Source organism: Pseudomonas sp. NBB (genome assembly GCF_032701105.1).
Lineage (GTDB): Bacteria > Pseudomonadota > Gammaproteobacteria > Pseudomonadales > Pseudomonadaceae > Aquipseudomonas > Aquipseudomonas asiatica.
Window position 1 is genome coordinate 4,443,993 of the sequence record NZ_CP103994.1, and the last position, 16,836, is coordinate 4,460,828.

The window sequence follows — 16,836 nt, forward strand, 5'->3', positions numbered from 1 at the left end:
CCAAACCTTGCCTGCTGGAACCTGCCCCAGATGAACCCATTCCCACAGGAGTTGTGCATACCCTGAGGCATGCACAATCCCTGTAGGAGCGGCTTTAGCCGCGAAAGGGCTAGCCCAGCCAATACAAGGATCAGCGCAGCAAACCCAACTCGGCATCATCCAGCAGCGCCTTGGCCATGGCTGCGAAGTAATGCGAAGCCCAGAGCATCTGCTGATCGCCATCCATCAAGCCGGTCAGTGACAAGTCGCGTGCATAGCCCATCAGTTCCGAGGCTTGCTCGCGGGCGCTGCGGCAGGGGATGCCCTCAGCGATACGGAACAGCGGATGGGTTTGGCCTTCGCCTTGGTAGAAGTAGGTAACGCCGGGGGTGGTTTTGGTTTCGTCTGTCATGGGTTTTCCTGAATGCTCGTTGACCGCCTCTTCCGTTTCCACACGAAGGGTGGCGGCTGTACACGGGGTGGAAACCCGAGTGCATTCAGAGAAACTCGGTAGGCACGAGGCCTCCCGGGTACAGCCGCCATGAACGACATAACCTGAAATGCTTGCTGCAGGTTTCCACACCCGATCGCTGAACCGTCAGCGACGGGCAAAGCCTAGAGTGGGAGATTTGCAGGAACAATCAGACGCGTGTCGACAGAGGTTGTAGGGTATTTCGCAGGGGGTGGAGTTGCCAGTCCCGAGGCGTAGGAAGAGTCTGGAATTCTTGTAGGTTGCAGGGGCATGGGTTGGGAAGGCATCTGGGCTGACAGGTGTTCGCCATGACAGCTTCAGCACCTGTGAGATCGAGCGCCGCCCGCACGGCGCATCGCGACGCAAGGCCGCTCCCACAGGGGCCTTGCAGCACCTTGAGAACTGTCAGCGCAACAACTCGGAATGCCCCTGCGCCATCGCCACCACCACCTTGCGCTTGCCGGTAAACGGCGACCGCGCATGCGCCGCGAGCATGTTATCCAGCATCAGCACATCATTCTCCAGCCAAGGAAAGCTGATGGTGCATTCATCCAGCACCCCGCGCACTTCATCGAGCAGCGAATCCTCGATGGTCGTACCGTCGCCGTAGTACACGTTACGCGGCAGGTCCTCTTCCTCGACGATGTCCATCAACGACTCGCGCACTTCTGGCTGCAGGTTCGACACATGGAACAGGTGCGCCTGGTTGAACCACACGTCCTCCCCGGTCACCGGGTGGCGCGCCACCACCTGGCAGCGCTGGCGGGTGCGCAATTCGCCGTCATCCTTCCAGATGCACTCGATGGCATGCGCCCGGCAATAGGCCTCGACCTGGCGCGGGTCCTCAGTGTTGAACACCTGCGACCATTCCACATCAAGGCCGTTGCCGTAGTTGCGCACGTACATCAGCCCCTTCTCCACCAGCCGCTCACGAATGCGCGCCGGCATGCGCCGGTACACCTCGCGGCTGTCGGCAATCGGCGTCTCGCCACCGGTCTCGGCGGGGATCACGCTGTAGAACCAGATCTTCATCGGCCATTCCAGGGTGTAGGCCTGCTCGTTGTGCAGGGGGATGCTCTGGTGCGCCGGGTACTCGGTGGAGGTGTACACGCCCTTGGTCACGTTGCTGCGCGGGGTGGAGCCAAACTCGTAGTTGAGCAGCGGGTGACCGAAAGAAGCGGCGAACTGGCGGAAAGCTTCGGCACCACCCACCTCGAAGCCGCGAAACAGGATGCCGCCAGCCTGCAGCAGGTGCCGGTCCACCAGCGGCTGCAACTCGGCAAAGGCTTCCAGCAGGTCGATGCCCGGCTCCGGCGCGCGCACCAGCAGTGGCAGGTTGCCGCGTGCAGCGTCCAGGGGTTCGATCGCAAAGCTCAGCAGTTCACTCATGTCCGGTCACCTCAGGCCAGGGCCGCATAGGCGGCGAAATCGGGATGTGCGCCATGTCGGCGCCTGACTTAATGAACGAGCGGGCGCCAGGGAAATTCACCTGGGCCGCACGCACAGGTAAAGCCGGCGCGCGCCGGTTCGTCTGAACGATGTGCACCCTTCTATCGCCCAGGAACCGTACATGACTCGCCAGCTTCTGCTCCTCGCCCTGCTCGCCGTGGCCCCTGCCGCCTGGTCGGCGCAGCAATGCGCCGTGGAAATCCATGGCACCGACCAGATGACCTTCGACAAGGCCGCCATCATCGTGCCCAAGGCCTGCGCCGTGTTCACCGTCACGCTCACCCACCCTGGCGACATGCCGAAGAACGTGATGGGCCACAACTGGGTGCTGAGTACCCAGGCCGACATGCAAGGCGTGCTCGACGACGGCCAGAAAGCCGGCGAGGCCCTGGACTACCTGAAGCCCGGCGACACCCGGGTGCTCGCCCACACCCGCCTGATCGGCGGCGGTGAAACAGACAGCGTCAGCCTCGACACCCGATCGCTGAAGGCAGGTACCGCGTACAGCTTCTACTGCTCGTTCCCGTTCCACAGCACCTTGATGAAAGGCTCCCTGACCCTCGGCAGCTGACCCGCCCCCACCTCACCAGCGAGATCATGCTTCATGAAAACCTCCTCCCCCGGGGCCATCCGCGAATTGCTGGGCCTACTGAAACCCTACCGCCCGGCGGTAATCGTCTCGGTGCTGCTGGGCATGCTCGGCGGCCTGGCCGTGACCGCCCTGCTGGCCACCGTCAACCAGGGCCTGCATGCCGCTGGCGGCATGAGCCAGGGCGTGATCCTGGCCTTCGCCGGCCTGTGCGTGCTGGCCCTGGTCAGCAGCGTGGCGGCCGACAGCGGCACCAACTACGTTGGGCAGAAAGTCATCGCCAGGCTGCGCAAGGACCTCGGCGCCAAGGTGCTGTCGGCGCCGATCGAGCAGATCGAGCGCTACCGCACCCATCGCCTGATCCCGGTGCTGACCCGGGACGTCGACACCATCAGCGACTTTGCCTTCGCCTTCGCCCCGCTGGCCATCTCGCTCACCACCGTGACTGGCTGCATGGCCTACCTGGCCTGGCTGTCGTGGCCGATATTCCTCATCACCCTGGCAGCCATCGGCATCGGCAGTGGCATTCAGTACGTGGCCAGGCAAAAAGGGGTGGCCGGCTTCAACGCCGCCCGCGATGCCGAAGACAACCTGCAGAAGCACTACTCGGCCATCGCCGAGGGCGCCAAGGAGCTGCGCATCGACCGCCGCCGCCGCCATGCCATGCTGACCCGCAACATCCAGGGCACCGCCGACTTCATCGCCAACACCCATATCCGCGCCATCAACATCTTCGTCGCGGCCAAGAGCCTGGGGTCGATGCTGTTCTTCGTGGTCATCGGCCTGACCCTGGCCCTGCAATCGCTATGGCCGAGCAACGACCCGGCGGTGATGAGCGGCTTCGTGCTGGTGCTGCTGTACATGAAAGGCCCGCTGGAAACCTTGATCGGCAACCTGCCTATCCTCGGCCGCGCCCAGGTGGCGTTCCGGCGCATTGCCGACCTGTCCGAGCGCTTCTCCTCGCCCGAGCCGCACCTGCTGCTGGAGCCGCCGGTCAAGCGCGCCGCCCCGGCCAGCGCGCATCTGGAACTGCACAACGTCGAGTACGCCTACCCGCCGGTGGACGGCAACGAGCCGTTCCGCGTCGGGCCGGTGAACCTGAGCATCGAACCGGGCGAGATCCTGTTCATCGTCGGTGAGAACGGCTGCGGCAAGACTTCGCTGATCAAGCTGCTGCTGGGCCTGTACACCCCGCAACGCGGCGAAGTGCGCCTGAACGGCAAGGCCGTCGGCCCGGAGGGGCTGGATGACTATCGCCAGCTGTTCACCACGGTGTTCGCCGACTACTACCTGTTCGACGACCTGCCCGAGCATGAACACAGCCTGCCCAGCGATGCCACGCGCTACCTGGAGCGGCTGGAGATCGCCCACAAGGTGAGCGTGCGCGATGGTGCCTTTACCACCACCGACCTGTCGACCGGCCAGCGCAAGCGCCTGGCACTGGTCAATGCCTGGCTGGACGGGCGGCCGGTGCTGGTGTTCGACGAATGGGCGGCGGACCAGGACCCGACCTTCCGCCGGGTGTTCTACACCGAGCTGCTGCCGGACCTGAAGCGTTTGGGCAAGACCATCATCGTGATTTCGCATGATGACCGGTATTTCGATACGGCGGACAAGGTGGTGCACCTTAGCCGGGGGAAAGTGGTGGAGGCGTTGGAGCCGGCTTGAGGCAGCAAAGGGGGCTGCGCGCCCCTCATCAACCACAATCTATAATCGCTCTATAGTCTGTCTATAATTCCCTATAAACACCGAACCAGAGTGGTTTCCTGAGAGGACGCCGGGGGGCGCTTTGCGCCCCTATCGCGACACAAGGCCGCTCCCACAGGTTCTGCGCAATTCCAGGGAGTGGCGCGGTAGCTGTAGGAGCGGCCTTGTGTCGCGATGGGCTGCAAGGCAGCCCCAACAGGCAGAAATCAGAACAGCCAGTGATACAACAGGTACACCACCACCGCCGCCAGCACCGGCCGCAGCACGCGGTAGGCCTTGGGGTTGGCGCGCTTGAACTGCTTGACCTGGCTACTGATCCGGTTGCTGAAGCGCTTGCTCCAGGCGTAGGCCTGGTTGATCCCGCCAACGCGCTCGTCATCAGTGTTCTGCGGCGCGGTGGCACGGCCGAGGAAGGCGCTGACCTTGCGGTTGATGCGAGTCATCAGCGGGCTGCTCAGCGGGCGTTCGATGTCGCAGAACAGGATAACCCGGGTAACGTCGGTCTCGTTCTTTACCCAGTGCACGTAGGTTTCATCGAACATCACGTCCTCGCCGTCACGCCAGGCATATTCCTCGCCATCGACGTAGATGCGGCAAGCATCGGAGTTGGGGGTGGACAGGCCCAGGTGGTAGCGCAGGGAGCCGGCGAACGGGTCGCGGTGCGGGTTCAGGTGGCTGCCGCCGGGCAGCAGGGCGAACATCGCACCCTTGACGTTTGGGATGCTGCTGACCAGCTCGACGGTGCGCGGGCACAGGGTTTCGGCAGAAGGCAACGGTTTGTCGTACCACTTCAGGTAAAAGCGCTTCCAGCCTTTCTTGAAGAACGAACCGAAGCCGGCGTCGTTATCCTTCTCGGCGGCGCGGATGTAACCCTCGTCGAACAGGCGCATGGCCTCTTCGCGGATTTCCTGCCAGTTGTCCTTCAGCACGTCCAGCTCGGGGAAGCGCTGACGGTCCAGGTAGGGTTTGGACGGTACGCCGGAAAACAGGTACATCAGGCTGTTATAAGGGGCGAACAGCGCCGAATGGTTGACGAACTGGCGCAACACCGGCAAGCGAGCCTTGCCGCGCAGGTGCACGAACAGCACGCTGCCAAAAAACACCAGCAAGACACCCGCCTTGGCTGCAAAGGAAAAGGTCATGCTTTCACTCCTTGAGGAAGAAACAGGGCCATTCGCCCTGCTCTCCGATAAATCATCCTGCCATCATAAACTGATGCCGCCGGGGTAAAAACAGCCTGGGCGGCAACTCAATCATGAAGATTTTGCAATAAACCAAGCCGCCAAACGTTGCGCCGGATCAGCGGCAAGGCCATTACTGCTGGTTTTCCTGCTCGCTGAACATGTCGCTGAACAGCATGCTCGACAGGTAGCGCTCGCCGGAGTCCGGCAGAATCACGACGATGGTCTTACCCTGCATTTCCGGCTTTTCGGCCAGGCGCACGGCCGCTGCCATCGCCGCACCACAGGAAATGCCACAGAGGATGCCCTCTTCCTGCATCAGGCGGATGGCCATGGCCTTGGACTCTTCGTCGGTCACCGTTTCCACCTGGTCGACGATCGACAGGTCGAGGTTCTTCGGCACGAAGCCGGCGCCGATGCCCTGGATCTTGTGCGGGCTGGGCTTGAGCTCTTCGCCGGCCAGGGTCTGGCTGATAAGCGGCGAGGCCACTGGCTCCACTGCCACCGACAGGATCGCCTTGCCCTGCGTATGCTTGATGTAGCGCGAAACACCGGTGATGGTGCCGCCGGTGCCGACCCCTGCCACCAGCACGTCGACCGCGCCGTCGGTGTCGTTCCAGATTTCCGGGCCGGTGGTTTTTTCGTGGATCGCCGGGTTGGCCGGGTTTTCGAACTGGCCCGGCAGGAAGTACTGGGCCGGGTCGGAGGCGACGATTTCGTTGGCCTTCTCGATGGCGCCCTTCATGCCCTTGGCCGGGTCGGTCAGCACCAGCTCGGCGCCCAGAGCCTTCAGCACCTTGCGGCGCTCCAGGCTCATGGACGCGGGCATGGTCAGCATCAGTTTGTAGCCACGGGCTGCGGCGACGAAGGCCAGGCCGATGCCGGTGTTGCCCGAGGTCGGTTCGACGATGGTCATGCCCGGCTTGAGCTTGCCGCTGCTTTCGGCGTCCCAGACCATGTTCGCGCCGATGCGGCATTTGACCGAATAGCCCGGGTTACGCCCTTCGATCTTGGCCAGGATGGTCACGCCGCGCGGGGCAATGCGGTTGATCTGCACCAGCGGCGTGTTACCGATGGAATGGGCGTTGTCTGCAAAGATACGGCTCATGGCAGGGGTCCTTGGCATGAAAAAAAGCAGGGAAAGACCTCAAGGGTAAGCCCGCACCGGTGGCCCGTAAAGCCTGTTCGAACTCACGCGGACTCGTTGCGGTCAACCGCATATCCTGCGTTGGAGACACTTCGATGAGAGCCCGTTATCGCTGGCCGTTGATCGGCCTGGCCAGCCTGATCGTGCTGTTGCTGGCGCTGCACCTGGCCCTGCCCTATCTGGTGCGCGACTACCTCAATGACAAACTGGCCGACATGGGCGACTACCGTGGCCAGGTGGCCGATGTGGACCTGGCCTGGTGGCGCGGTGCATACCAGATCAACGGGCTGAAAATCGTCAAGACCACCGGCAAGGTGCCGGTACCGTTTCTCGATGCACCGCTGATCGACCTGTCGGTGAGCTGGCACGCCCTTTGGTACGACCGCGCAGTGGTTGCCGAAGTAATATTCGACCGGCCGGAACTCAACTTCGTCGATGGCGGCAACAAACAGAACTCGCAGACCGGTCAGGGCACCGACTGGCGCCAGCAACTGGAAAAACTGCTGCCGATCACCCTGAACGAGGTTCGCATCGACAACGGCGTGCTGACTTTCCGCAACTTCAACTCCAAACCACCAGTCAACCTCAAGGCCACTCAGCTCGATGCCAGTATTCGCAACCTCACCAACATTCGTGACGAAAAGGGCCGACGTGATGCCAGCTTCGATGGCACGGCGCTGATCGTAGGCGATGCCAAGGTGGAAAGTCGCGCCACCTTCGACCCGTTCAGCGATTTCGACGACTTCGAGTTCCGCCTGCGCGCCACGGGTATCGAGCTGCGCAAGCTCAATGACTTCGCCAGCGCCTACGGCAAGTTCGATTTCAATGCCGGGCACGGCGATGTGGTGATAGAGGCCGAGGCGACCAACGGGCGATTGAACGGGTACATCAAGCCACTATTGCGGGATGTGGATGTGTTCGACTGGCAGCAGGATGTGCAGGAGAAGGACAAAGGCTTCTTCCGCTCGGTCTGGGAAGCGCTGGTAGGTGCAACCGAGACGGTATTGAAGAACCAGCCGAAGAACCAGTTCGCGACCCGGGTAGAGCTCAGCGGCAGCGTGCACAAACAGGATATCAGCGCCTTCGAGGCGTTTCTGCAGATACTGCGCAACGGGTTCATCGAGGCGTTCAATGCGCGGTATGAGCGTGATGCGCCGGATTCCGACTAGGATCGAGTGACGGGGCATTCAGGGACTGAATACCTGGTCTGCGTTTCCAGTCGGCGAACCCCGCGTTATAGTCGGTGACAAATCGAAAATATGTGCTGCCTGTGCTGGCCTCTTCGCGGGTAAACCCGCTCCCACAGGTATTCCACAAACCTCAGAAAAGGTGGGGTAACTGTGGGAGCGGGTTTACCCGCGAAAGGGCCGGTGCAGGCTTCCAGCAGAGGACAGACCCATGAAGTTCGAAGGCACCCGCGACTACGTCGCCACAGACGACCTGAAACTGGCGGTAAACGCGGCCATCACCCTCGAACGCCCCTTGCTGGTCAAGGGCGAACCCGGCACCGGCAAGACCATGCTTGCCGAGCAGTTGGCGGCCTCGTTCGGTGCGCGCCTGATCACCTGGCACATCAAGTCCACCACCAAGGCCCACCAGGGCCTCTACGAGTACGACGCGGTCAGCCGCCTGCGGGACTCACAGTTGGGCGTGGACAAGGTCCACGATGTGCGCAATTACCTGAAAAAGGGCAAGTTGTGGGAGGCCTTCGAGGCCGAGGAACGGGTCATCCTGCTGATCGACGAAATCGACAAGGCTGACATCGAGTTCCCCAACGACCTGCTGCAAGAGCTCGACAAGATGGAGTTCTACGTCTACGAAATCGACGAGACCATCAAGGCCAGGCAGCGCCCGATCATCATCATCACCTCCAACAACGAAAAGGAGCTGCCGGACGCCTTCCTGCGCCGCTGCTTCTTCCACTACATCGCTTTCCCCGACCGCACCACCCTGCAGCAGATTGTCGACGTGCACTACCCGAACATCAGCCAGTCGCTGGTCAGCGAGGCGCTTGACGTGTTCTTCGACGTGCGCAAGGTACCAGGCCTAAAGAAAAAGCCGTCCACCTCCGAACTGGTCGATTGGCTCAAGCTGCTGATGGCCGACAACATCGGTGAAGCGGTGCTGCGCGAACGCGACCCGACCAAGGCCATTCCACCGCTGGCCGGCGCGCTGGTGAAGAACGAGCAGGACGTACAACTGCTCGAGCGCCTGGCCTTCATGAGCCGGCGCGGCAACCGCTGACAGGAGCCGGGCCATGCTGCTCAACCTGTTCAATGAAATGCGCGCGGCCAAGGTGCCGGTGTCGGTACGCGAACTGCTCGACCTGCACCAGGCCCTGCAAAAGCGCGTGGTGTTCGCCGACATGGACGAGTTCTACTACCTCGCCCGCGCCATCCTGGTGAAGGATGAGCGCCACTTCGACAAGTTCGACCGTGCCTTCGCCGCCTACTTCAAAGGCCTGGAGAACCTGGACCGGCACATCGAGGCGTTGATCCCCGAAGACTGGCTGCGCAAGGAATTCGAGCGTTCGCTGACCGACGAGGAACGCGCGCAGATCCAGTCGCTGGGTGGCCTGGACAAGCTGATCGAGGAGTTCAAGAAGCGCCTCGAAGAGCAGAAGGAGCGTCACGCTGGCGGCAACAAGTGGATCGGCACCGGCGGCACCAGCCCGTTCGGCTCGGGCGGCTTCAATCCCGAGGGCATCCGCGTGGGCGAGGCCGGCAAGCGCCAAGGCAAGGCGGTGAAGGTGTGGGACCAGCGCGAATACAAGAACCTGGACGACCAGGTGGAGCTGGGCACGCGCAACATCAAGCTGGCCTTGCGCCGTCTGCGCAAGTTCGCCCGTGAAGGCGCCGCCGAAGAGCTGGACATCGACGGCACCATCGACCACACCGCGCGGGATGCCGGGCTGCTGAACATCCAGATGCGCCCCGAGCGGCGCAACACGGTGAAGCTGCTGTTGCTGTTCGACATCGGTGGTTCGATGGACGCCCACGTCAAGGTCTGCGAAGAACTGTTCTCGGCGTGCAAGACCGAGTTCAAACACCTGGAGTACTACTACTTCCACAACTTCGTGTACGAGTCGGTGTGGAAAAACAACCTGCGCCGCACCTCGGAGCGCTATTCCACCTTCGACCTGCTGCACAAGTACGGCGATGACTACAAGGTTGTGTTCGTTGGCGATGCGGCCATGGCGCCCTACGAAATTACCCAGCCGGGCGGCAGCGTGGAGCACTGGAACGAAGAAGCCGGTTATGTGTGGATGCAGCGTTTCATGGAGAAATTCAGGAAGATCATCTGGATCAACCCGTACCCGAAGCAGGCCTGGGACTACACCGCATCGACCCACCTGGTGCGGGACTTGATCGAAGACAAGATGTACCCGCTGACCTTGCAGGGGTTGGAGGAAGGGATGCGTTACTTGTCCAAGTGATGTTGCCGGTACCGGCCTCTTCGCGGGTAAACCCGCTCCCACAGGTATTGCGCAAGCCTTGAGGCCTGTGGGGTACCTGTGGGAGCGGGTTTACCCGCGAAGAGGCCGGCTGCCTTATCGCCAACGGTCCAGGTAAGCCTGCTGCTCCCGCCACGCCTCATCCTGCACCACCGCCCTGAACCGCACCACCGCCCCCGGCATGCACTGCGCCAGTTGCGCCAGCGCCAGCGGCGTCAATGCCCCCAGCCGCGGATAACCGCCAATGGTCTGCCGGTCATTGAGCAACACGATCGGTTGCCCATCCGGCGGCACCTGCACCGCCCCCAGCGGAATCCCCTCGGAAATCATCGGCGCGCCCTGGTAGACCAGCTGCGGCCCCAGCAGGCGGATGCCCATGCGGTCGGCACGGCTGTCCAACGTCCACTCGCGGTTGAACGCCTCGAACAGGCTGGTACCGCTGAAGTCACCGATCTGTGCGCCGATCACCAGGTCAAGCACTGGCTTTTGTGGGTACTCTGGCCGCAGCGCTTCGGGTACCTCACGCAGGGTCGGCGAAGTGCCTGAGAATGCCAGAACGTGGCCTTTGCCAAGCGCAGAACCCTGACCATCGATACCGCCAAGTTCTTCCCGCACAACGGTGGCACAACTGCCCAGCACATCCTCGCCGAGGAACCCGCCAGGCGCCGCCAGATACGCTCGTACGCCCTGCTTCGGCTGCTTCAGGGTCAACCGCTGGCCCTTGACCAACGCAAAGCTGCGCCAGGGCGCCAGCGGCTGATCATCGACACGGGCATCCAGGTCGGCACCGGCCAGGGCCAGCACACAATCCTGCTCGGCGACTAAACAGAAACCACCTAGCGCCACCTCGACCACCGGCGCCGCCAACGGGTTGCCCAGCAGCCAGTTGGCCCAGTGCATCGCCACCCAGTCCAGCGCCCCGCCCTGGGTCACGCCCAAATGGCGTACGCCAAAGCGCCCGGCATCCTGCAATTGGCACAGCGGAGTACTGGCCTCGATCTTCAACTGCTTCATGCTTGTGCCTCCACATCACCGCCCAACGCCACGAACTCGTTGCGCGAAACCGGCACGAAGCGCACCCGGTCACCGGGTTGCAACAGGCTGTAGCCCTCGCGTTCACGGTCGAACAGGCGCACCGGGGTACGCCCGATCAGGTTCCAGCCACCCGGCGATACCGCTGGATAGGCCGCCGTCTGGCGCTCGGCAATGCCGACGCTGCCGGCCGCCACGCGCTTGCGCGGGGTGCTAAGGCGCGGGCTGGCCAGGCGTTCGTCCACCAGACCCATGAAACCGAAACCGGGGGCGAAACCCAGGGCGAACACGGGGTACTCGCGCTCGCTGTGCAAGCGGACCACCTCTGCTTCACTCAAGCCACTGCGGGCCGCCAACACCGGCAGCTCCGGGCCGACGCTGGCGTCGTACCACACCGGGATCTCATGGCGGCGGCCACCGCTGCCCGTGTCTGGCTGCAAGCCTTCCAGCGCTCGGATGATCAGCGCCCTCGCCTCCCCCGGCGGCAGGTCGAACTGCACCATCAGCGTGGTGTAGGACGGCACCAGGTCCAGCAAGTGCTTGCCGAACGTCGCGTGCAAGCGCTGGCTGGCGGCAAGCATCCACGGCATGTTGCCCTCATTGATGGAGTCGAACAGGCGCACCATCAGGCTGTCGATGGCCACGACTTCAATACGGTGTTTCATCGCGACTCCAGGGCATCGAGAGCCTGGCGAATCTGCCGCACAGCCGCCACCGAACTGTCGTTGTCACCGTGTACGCACAGGGTACTGGCCGCAAGCCTCAGTGCACTGCCATCGTCCGCGACGAGCGTATCGCCGCGGGCCAGGCGCACGGCCTGCTCCACCACCAGTGCCGGGTCGTGGTGCACCGCGCCGGGCAGGCGACGCGACACCAGATGGCCGCTGGCGGTGTAGGCGCGATCGGCGAATGCTTCGAACCACAGCGGCACGCCAATCTCATCACCCAGGGCCTGGGCGGCGCGGTTGTCGGCGGTGGCCATCAGCATCAGCGGCAGTTCTGCGCCATAGGCCGCCACAGCCTCCAGTACGGTGCGCAGCTTGAGCGGGTCGGCCATCATGTCGTTGTACAGCGCACCATGGGGTTTCACGTAGGCCACGTGGCCGCCCAACACTTTGCAGATACCGTCCAGCGCACCGATCTGGTAATGCAGCAGGTCGCGGATTTCCTCCGGGCTGCAGGCCATGGAGCGGCGGCCGAAGCCGACCAGGTCCGGGTAGGCCGGGTGCGCGCCGATGGTCACCCCGTGCTCCAGCGCCAGGGCCACGGTCCGGCGCATGATGCCGGGGTCACCGGCGTGGTAACCGCAGGCGATGTTGGCGCAATCGATGTAGGGCATGACCTCGGCATCCAGGCCCATGCGCCAGCTGCCAAAGCTCTCGCCCATGTCGCAATTGAGTAGCAGGCGTTCCACTGCACGGCCTCCGTTGTCGTTGTTCATATGCCTACCTTAACGCGCCTGCAGCTGTTTGCCGCGGGTTTCCGGCAGGCTCAACGCCGCCACGATCACCACCCCGTAGGACACGGCGGAGAACACGCCGATACCCAGACCCAGCGGTACCTTCTGGCCGAGCACGCCGATCAGCAGCGGGAACAGTGCTGCGATGACCTTGCCGATGTTGTAGCAGAAGCCCTGCCCCGAACCACGGATACGCGTGGGGAACAGTTCGGTGAGGAACGCGCCCATGCCGCTGAAGATACCCGAGGCGAAGAAGCCCAGCGGGAAGCCCAGCCACAGCATCACGCCGTCGCTGACCTGCATTTGCGTGTACAGCAGCACGATGACGAACGAGCCCACGGCGAACAGGATGAAGTTCTTCTTGCGCCCCAGCAGGTCGGACAGGTACGCACTGACCACGTAGCCGACGTAGGAGCCGACGATCACCATGGCCAGATAGCCACCGGTACCCAGCACGCTCAGGCCGCGCTCGTTCTTGAGGAAGGTCGGCAGCCACGAGGTAATGGCGTAGTAGCCGCCCAGTGCGCCGGTGGTCAGCAGGGAAGCCCGCACGGTGGTCCAGAGCATCCCCGGGGCAAAGATTTCGTAGAACTGCGCAGGTGCCTCGGCGTTTTCCACCGCCTTGGCCTCGCGATATACCTCGGGGTCCTTGACCAGGCGGCGGACAAAGATCACGAAGATCGCCGGTACCAGGCCCAGCAGGAACAGCGCGCGCCAGGCCTGCTCTGCCGGCAGCCAGGAGAACAGCAGCGCGTAGAGGATGGCGGTGAGGCCCCAGCCAAGGGCCCAGCCGGACTGCACCATGCCCACTGCCTTGCCACGGTCCTGGGCGCGGATCACCTCGCCGATCAGCACCGCGCCGGCGGTCCACTCACCGCCAAAGCCGAAGCCCATCAGGGTACGGGCGATCAGCAGTTGTTCGTAGTTCTGGGCGAAGCCGCAGAGGAAGGTGAAGAAGGCAAACCACAGCACCGTCAGTTGCAGGGTGCGCACGCGGCCAATGCGGTCGGAGAGAATGCCGGCCACCCAGCCACCCACGGCCGAGGCGATCAAGGTGCTGGTGTGGATCAACCCGGCTTCGGTGGTGGTGATGCCCCACAGCATGATCAGCGTGGGAATGACGAAGCTGAGCATCTGTGTGTCCATGCCGTCCAGGCCGTAGCCGATCTTGCAGCTCCAGAAGGTGCGGCGCTGCTGTGAGTCGATGTCGCGATACCAGGCGAAGGGCCCGGACGAAGATGGGGAGCTGACCTGCTGCTGCACGCCGGTGGGGTTCATGCTTGCCTCGGCTTGTTGGTATTGTTTTATGGGCGACAATGAGTCGCGGCCTGGCTGCCATTGTTCAGACGCCGCGCCATTTGCGTCCAACGAGAAAAACCGCCGGTCTGGAACAAGAAAAACTGATCATGAACCTTCGCTTCCTCGAAACCTTCGTCTGGGTCGCCCGGCTCAAGAGCTTCCGCCTGACCGCGGAAAAGCTGTTCACTACCCAGGCCTCGGTTTCCAGCCGCATCGCCGCGTTGGAGGCCGACCTGGGCGTGAAGCTGCTGCTGCGCGACTCACGTGGCGTCAGCCTGACCCCGGAAGGCGGCAAGGTGCTGGAATATGCCGAGCGCATGCTGGAAACCGCCAAGGCCATGAAGCAGTCGCTGGACAGCGACCGGGCCAAGGTCGGGCGCATCCGTATCGGGGTGATGGACACGGTGATCCACACCTGGATGAGCGCACTGGTGGCGGAGCTGACCGAGCGTTACCCGCAGGTGGAGATCGAACTGGTGGCCGACACTGCGCTGAACCTTCGCGAGCAATTGCAGAAGGGCTTTCTCGACGTGATCCTGCAGACCGACCTGCTGCGCGAGCAATCGATCCGCAGCCTGGACCTGGCGCGCTACCCCATGGGTTGGGTGGTGGCCTCCGGCTCGCACCAGCACCGCGACTATGCCTCGCTGGCCGAGCTTGGGCGGGAACGCATCATCACCTTCTCGAAGAACTCGCGGCCGCACCAGGAAGTGCTGAGCCTGCTGCAGGGCGCGGGGGCCGAAACGCCGCGGCTGAACTGCGTGAACTCGGTGGCGGCGATTACCCGGCTGTTGCGTGACGGTTTTGGCATTGGTGCGTTGCCGCCGGCGCTGGTGGATGCCGAGTTGAGCCGGGGTGAGCTGGTATTGCTGCAGGGGCTGCAACCGCCGCCGAGCCTGGAGCTGGTGGTGGCCTGGCAGACCGGGGTGGCGTTGGTGGATGAAGTGGTCGGGGTTTGCCGGCAGGTGCTGGAGCGGTATGCGCGGGATGTGGGTGGGCAGCGGATTGTGTTGGTCTGACAGATTTGCAGTGCTTGTGCTGGCCTCTTCGCGGGTAAACCCGCTCCCACAGAGTCACCACAGGTCTTGAGGGCTGCGCAGTACCTGTGGGAGCGGGTTCACCCGCGAAAGGGCCGGCACAGGCGCAGCAAAAATCAGCGCCAGCTCTCTTTCACCGCCCCACGCCGCCCGCCCAGGATCACCCAGCCAATTGCCAGCAACAGGCTCTCGATCACGAATGCCAGCACAAACCCTGCACCAAGCCCCCAGCCAACCGCCTCGGGCACCAGCAGGATCTGGTAGCTGTAGCCATTGAGGGTTTCTTCGCGCAACTGCGGGTCGGCCTGTACCAGTACGTGCCAGGTACGCTGCGCCCATGGCGCTTGCAGCGCCTGCCATTCGTTTTCCAGCAGTTCGTTGCGGATCATCAGGCTTTCAATGCTGTTGGCATCACTGTTGAACACTGGGTCGTCGCTGCTGCGGTAATGCCGCAGCAGCGCCTGCAGGTCGCCATTGAAGAAACGTTCGGCGGTCTGCCGGAAGCCGTCGAGCGCCTCGCGGGATTCGAACAGGTGCGCCTCGACCCGCTGGCTGTAGTCCTTCACCAGCCCCGGGACCTGGATACCGGCCAGCAGGCCGAAGGTGAACAACAGCAACCGCAGGTAACTTGTGAACATGCCGCGTCCTTAGCTCTGGCCGTGCGCCACGCACTCGCCGTGCCGCCACAGGGCCCACTGACCCGGCTCGTAACGCTGCCAGGTCTCGTTCTCGGTCAGGGCCTCGGTGGCGATCACCGTGACCACGTCGTTAGGGGTGGTTTCGGTGTGAAAATCGACGATCAGGTCGACGTCCTTCAACCGCGCCGCACCAAAAGGTGCCCGGCGGGTAATGTGCACCAGCTTGGTCGAACAGAAACAGAACAGCCAGTCGCCGTCGCTGAGCATGCAGTTGAACACGCCCTGGCCGCGGTAGCCGGCACAGGCTTCGACCAGCACCGGCAGCAGCTGTTCCACCGGCACGGGCTCGGGGAAGGCGCTGCGGATGCGGTTGAGCAGGTCGCAGAAGGCCGCCTCGCTGTCGGTATCGCCCACCGGCCGGTAGAAACTGGCCTGGCCCTTGAAGTCGCCCAGCTGGCCATTGTGCGCGAAGCACCAGTTGCGGCCCCACATCTCTCGCACGAACGGGTGGGTGTTGGACAGGCATACCTTGCCGACGTTGGCCTGGCGGATATGGCCAATGACCACTTCGCTCTTGATCGGGTAACGCTGCACCAGGTTGGCCACTTCCGACTCGCTGCTGGCAGCCGGGTCCTGGAAAAGGCGCAGGCCACGGCCTTCGTAGAAGCCGATGCCCCAGCCGTCACGGTGCGGGCCGGTACGACCGCCGCGCTGCATCAGGCCGGTGAAGCTGAAGACGATATCGGTTGGGACGTTGGCACTCATGCCCAGCAGTTCGCACATAGGCGTGTCTCCGCTTACAGACGGGGCTCGACCCGGCCGCTGCCGCGGGAGACGGCTGGGGCGACAGGGGGTGGCGCATCACGGTAACGGTCGCGGCGCTCTGCGGCCAGCGGGGCCTGGGCGCCAAGCTGGTCATCTTCGGCAGCCTGGCGCTGGGCAGCGGCCTCGACCTGCGCGCGGCGCTCGCGGGCGCGTTTCTCCAGCGGAAAGCGCAGCAGCACGAAGAGGAAATACAGGGAAAACGCGCCCATGCCGTACATGGCGAAGTCGGAAACCGCGCGCCAGGCGTTGTTGCCGACCTTGAAGGCGACATCCAGGGCGGTGATGGCAATCGCCGGGGCGAAGCTGTCCTTGACCGGGTCGACGATGGTCGGGGTCAGCAGCAGCACCGCCAGCACCACCCGCAGCGGTTCGCGCAGCCAGCGCCACATCCAGCCGGTGAGCTTGAAGCCCACCATCAGGCAGCCCAGGGCGGCAACGGCGTAAAGGCCCCAGGCGAGGGTGTAGTCGTTCTCGGTCATGGTGTTCGTGCAAGCCAGGCAAAGAGATGCCTATGATAAACACTTTTCCGGGCGCAGACAGTGTTTGCCTGTACCGGCCTCTTCGCGGG

General features: G+C 63.4%; 17 protein-coding genes. 6 read left to right on the plus strand and 11 right to left on the minus strand.

Going from position 1 to position 16,836, the window contains the following annotated elements:
• Positions 1 to 130: 130 nt before the first annotated feature.
• Both NY023_RS20585 and NY023_RS20590 read right to left on the minus strand, forming a co-directional pair.
• Entirely contained in the window at positions 131 to 391 is a 261-nt protein-coding gene (locus tag NY023_RS20585; protein ID WP_015271332.1) for a DUF3077 domain-containing protein, read from the minus strand.
• Positions 392 to 856: 465 nt separating this feature from the next.
• On the minus strand, positions 857 to 1,840 hold the full coding sequence (locus NY023_RS20590; RefSeq protein WP_013973742.1) for a TauD/TfdA family dioxygenase: 984 nt from the start codon (positions 1,838 to 1,840) through the stop codon (positions 857 to 859).
• A gap of 181 nt (positions 1,841 to 2,021) precedes the next feature.
• Between NY023_RS20590 and azu the strand changes: the two genes are divergently transcribed.
• Positions 2,022 to 2,471: an azurin gene (azu, locus tag NY023_RS20595; RefSeq protein ID WP_024087574.1), complete on the plus strand. Its 450-nt coding sequence runs from the start codon at positions 2,022 to 2,024 to the stop codon at positions 2,469 to 2,471.
• Positions 2,472 to 2,504: 33 nt separating this feature from the next.
• Positions 2,505 to 4,157: a cyclic peptide export ABC transporter gene (locus tag NY023_RS20600; protein WP_013973744.1), complete on the plus strand. Its 1,653-nt coding sequence runs from the start codon at positions 2,505 to 2,507 to the stop codon at positions 4,155 to 4,157.
• Between the two features lie 245 nt (positions 4,158 to 4,402).
• Here the strand turns inward: NY023_RS20600 and NY023_RS20605 are convergent, their stop codons facing one another.
• Positions 4,403 to 5,338 (minus strand): aspartyl/asparaginyl beta-hydroxylase domain-containing protein, encoded by a 936-nt coding sequence (locus NY023_RS20605; protein ID WP_013973745.1) that lies wholly within the window; start codon positions 5,336 to 5,338, stop codon positions 4,403 to 4,405.
• 172 nt (positions 5,339 to 5,510) lie between these two features.
• Positions 5,511 to 6,485, minus strand: coding sequence for a cysteine synthase A (cysK, locus tag NY023_RS20610; RefSeq protein ID WP_013973746.1), 975 nt, complete (start codon positions 6,483 to 6,485; stop codon positions 5,511 to 5,513).
• A gap of 134 nt (positions 6,486 to 6,619) precedes the next feature.
• Here cysK and NY023_RS20615 point away from each other — a divergent pair, with 134 nt between their 5' ends.
• The 3 genes from NY023_RS20615 (at position 6,620) to NY023_RS20625 (ending at position 9,960) form a co-directional block, all read left to right on the plus strand.
• A complete protein-coding gene (locus tag NY023_RS20615) occupies positions 6,620 to 7,693 on the plus strand; it encodes a DUF748 domain-containing protein (protein ID WP_013973747.1) in 1,074 nt (357 codons plus the stop codon).
• A 229-nt stretch (positions 7,694 to 7,922) separates the two neighbouring features.
• Complete coding sequence (locus tag NY023_RS20620) at positions 7,923 to 8,768, plus strand: AAA family ATPase (protein ID WP_013973748.1); 846 nt, start codon at positions 7,923 to 7,925, stop codon at positions 8,766 to 8,768.
• 13 nt (positions 8,769 to 8,781) lie between these two features.
• Positions 8,782 to 9,960 carry a vWA domain-containing protein gene (locus tag NY023_RS20625; RefSeq protein WP_013973749.1) on the plus strand — a complete coding sequence of 393 codons (1,179 nt, stop codon included), beginning with the start codon at positions 8,782 to 8,784 and terminating at the stop codon, positions 9,958 to 9,960.
• A 114-nt stretch (positions 9,961 to 10,074) separates the two neighbouring features.
• On the opposite strand, the gene NY023_RS20630 is transcribed toward NY023_RS20625, so the two are convergent.
• From NY023_RS20630 to NY023_RS20645, 4 genes are read right to left on the minus strand one after another with little or no spacing between them, the layout of a single operon-like run.
• Positions 10,075 to 10,992 (minus strand): biotin-dependent carboxyltransferase family protein, encoded by a 918-nt coding sequence (locus tag NY023_RS20630; RefSeq protein ID WP_013973750.1) that lies wholly within the window; start codon positions 10,990 to 10,992, stop codon positions 10,075 to 10,077.
• Entirely contained in the window at positions 10,989 to 11,675 is a 687-nt protein-coding gene (gene pxpB / locus NY023_RS20635) for a 5-oxoprolinase subunit PxpB (RefSeq protein ID WP_013973751.1), read from the minus strand. Before pxpB ends, NY023_RS20630 begins: the two co-directional genes overlap by 4 nt.
• Positions 11,672 to 12,451, minus strand: coding sequence for a 5-oxoprolinase subunit PxpA (locus NY023_RS20640; protein WP_013973752.1), 780 nt, complete (start codon positions 12,449 to 12,451; stop codon positions 11,672 to 11,674). Before NY023_RS20640 ends, pxpB begins: the two co-directional genes overlap by 4 nt.
• A gap of 9 nt (positions 12,452 to 12,460) precedes the next feature.
• Positions 12,461 to 13,747 (minus strand): MFS transporter, encoded by a 1,287-nt coding sequence (locus tag NY023_RS20645; protein ID WP_013973753.1) that lies wholly within the window; start codon positions 13,745 to 13,747, stop codon positions 12,461 to 12,463.
• Positions 13,748 to 13,875: 128 nt separating this feature from the next.
• On the opposite strand from NY023_RS20645, the gene NY023_RS20650 reads away from it, so the two are divergent.
• A complete protein-coding gene (locus NY023_RS20650) occupies positions 13,876 to 14,787 on the plus strand; it encodes a LysR family transcriptional regulator (protein ID WP_023661382.1) in 912 nt (303 codons plus the stop codon).
• A gap of 134 nt (positions 14,788 to 14,921) precedes the next feature.
• Here the strand turns inward: NY023_RS20650 and NY023_RS20655 are convergent, their stop codons facing one another.
• The 3 genes from NY023_RS20655 to NY023_RS20665 are packed head-to-tail and all read right to left on the minus strand — an operon-like array spanning position 14,922 to position 16,747.
• Positions 14,922 to 15,443: a DUF2937 family protein gene (locus NY023_RS20655; RefSeq protein WP_013973755.1), complete on the minus strand. Its 522-nt coding sequence runs from the start codon at positions 15,441 to 15,443 to the stop codon at positions 14,922 to 14,924.
• A 9-nt stretch (positions 15,444 to 15,452) separates the two neighbouring features.
• On the minus strand, positions 15,453 to 16,226 hold the full coding sequence (locus tag NY023_RS20660) for a class II glutamine amidotransferase (protein WP_013973756.1): 774 nt from the start codon (positions 16,224 to 16,226) through the stop codon (positions 15,453 to 15,455).
• Between the two features lie 14 nt (positions 16,227 to 16,240).
• Positions 16,241 to 16,747, minus strand: a complete 507-nt coding sequence (locus NY023_RS20665; RefSeq protein ID WP_013973757.1) for a hypothetical protein — start codon at positions 16,745 to 16,747, stop codon at positions 16,241 to 16,243.
• Between the last annotated feature and the right edge of the window lie 89 nt (positions 16,748 to 16,836).